The organism is Moraxella sp. (assembly GCF_024227015.1).
Lineage (GTDB): Bacteria > Pseudomonadota > Gammaproteobacteria > Pseudomonadales > Moraxellaceae > Moraxella.
In genome coordinates this window covers 1-1,185 of the sequence record NZ_JAAELD010000059.1, presented here as the reverse complement: position 1 = coordinate 1,185, position 1,185 = coordinate 1, and the positions used below count along the sequence as shown (strand labels likewise).

The window sequence follows — 1,185 nt, the reverse complement described above, 5'->3', positions numbered from 1 at the left end:
CCATTCATAATTCACCATTCCTATTCGTCCGTCACACAGCCTTCTGATGCGTTTTTGACATTTTTGATATATTTATATAGCGTTCCCCGTGTCGCTTTGTAAGGCGGCATCGTCCATTTTGCACTACGTTGCGCTATTTCATCATCACTAATAGCCACACTTAGTGTATTGTTTTTTGCGTCAATTGTAATGATATCACCGTTTTTAATCAATGCAAGCGTGCCGCCTTCTTGTGCTTCTGGGACAATATGCCCGACAATAAAGCCATGTGAACCGCCAGAAAACCGTCCATCGGTGAGTAGGGCGACTTCTTTACCTAAACCCGCACCGACAATGGCAGAAGTCGGAGTCAACATCTCTGGCATACCAGGACCACCCTTTGGACCTTCATAGCGAATAACGACTACGTCGCCTTTAACAATTTCTTGACGCTCTAGCGCACTGAGCATTTCTTCTTCACTATCATAGACTTTTGCGGGTCCTGTGAAGCTTAAACCTTCTTTGCCGGTAATTTTTGCCACCGCTCCGCCGAGGGCAAGATTGCCCTTGAGTATCTGAATATGTCCTGTGCTTTTGATGGGAGATTCCAGTGGATGAATAACTTGTTGACCTTCTGTTAATCCAGGTAAGTCCGCCAAATTTTCTGCAACGGTTTTGCCCGTCACTGTCAAGCAGTCACCATTAAGCAGCCCCTTTTCTAAGAGGTATTTCATCACTGCTGGCGTACCACCGACATTATGAATATCTTCCATGACATGCTGTCCACTTGGTTTAAGATCAGCTAAGAACGGCACACGATCACTGACTTTTTGAAAATCATCAATGGTTAATTCAACGTCTATCGCTCTAGCCATCGCAATCAGGTGGAGCACTGCATTGGTAGAGCCGCCTAATGCCATTACAATGACCATTGCATTTTCAAAGGCGGCGCGAGTCATAATATCGCGGGGTTTAATGTCTTTTTCCAATAAGTTGCGGATGGCTGCACCCGCTTTGACACATTCGTCTAATTTACCGGCAACCTCGGCGGGGATAGATGAACTATAGGGTAAAGTCATGCCCAAGGCTTCAATGGCAGAAGCCATTGTATTAGCGGTGTACATTCCACCACAAGCCCCTGCGCCTGGGCAAGCATGTTTAACGACATCTTGACGATCTGCTTCGCTTAATGTTCCTGTAATACAT

The 1,185-nt window shown here is 45.8% G+C and carries 1 protein-coding gene; it reads right to left on the bottom strand.

What is annotated here, in order from left to right:
* Positions 1-20: 20 nt before the first annotated feature.
* The coding region (locus tag GY683_RS01195) for a dihydroxy-acid dehydratase (RefSeq protein ID WP_297287015.1) at positions 21-1,185 on the bottom strand (1,165 nt) is incomplete at its 5' end.